This window comes from Escherichia sp. AM3 (assembly GCF_032029835.1).
Classification (GTDB): Bacteria; Pseudomonadota; Gammaproteobacteria; order Enterobacterales; family Enterobacteriaceae; genus Escherichia; species Escherichia coli.
In genome coordinates this window covers 1-271 of the sequence record NZ_JAVUPQ010000981.1, presented here as the reverse complement: position 1 = coordinate 271, position 271 = coordinate 1, and the positions used below count along the sequence as shown (strand labels likewise).

1 protein-coding gene is annotated in these 271 nt (G+C 52.0%); it reads left to right on the top strand.

Annotation, left to right across the window (positions count from 1 at the left end):
* On the top strand, positions 1 to 271 hold a 271-nt coding region (locus RTW80_RS29335; protein ID WP_312721640.1), incomplete at both ends, for a molybdopterin-dependent oxidoreductase.

The window sequence follows — 271 nt, the reverse complement described above, 5'->3', positions numbered from 1 at the left end:
ATAGATAACACCGATCTGGTGTTCATCTTCGGCTATAACCCGGCGGATTCTCACCCTATCGTCGCGAATCACGTTATTCGCGCCAAACAGAACGGGGCGAAAATCATCGTCTGCGATCCGCGTAAAATTGAAACCGCGCGCATTGCGGATATGCACATCGCACTGAAAAACGGCTCGAACATCGCGCTGTTGAATGCGATGGGGCATGTCATTATTGAGGAGAACCTCTACGACCAGGCGTTTGTCGCGAGCCGTACGGAAGGGTTTGAAG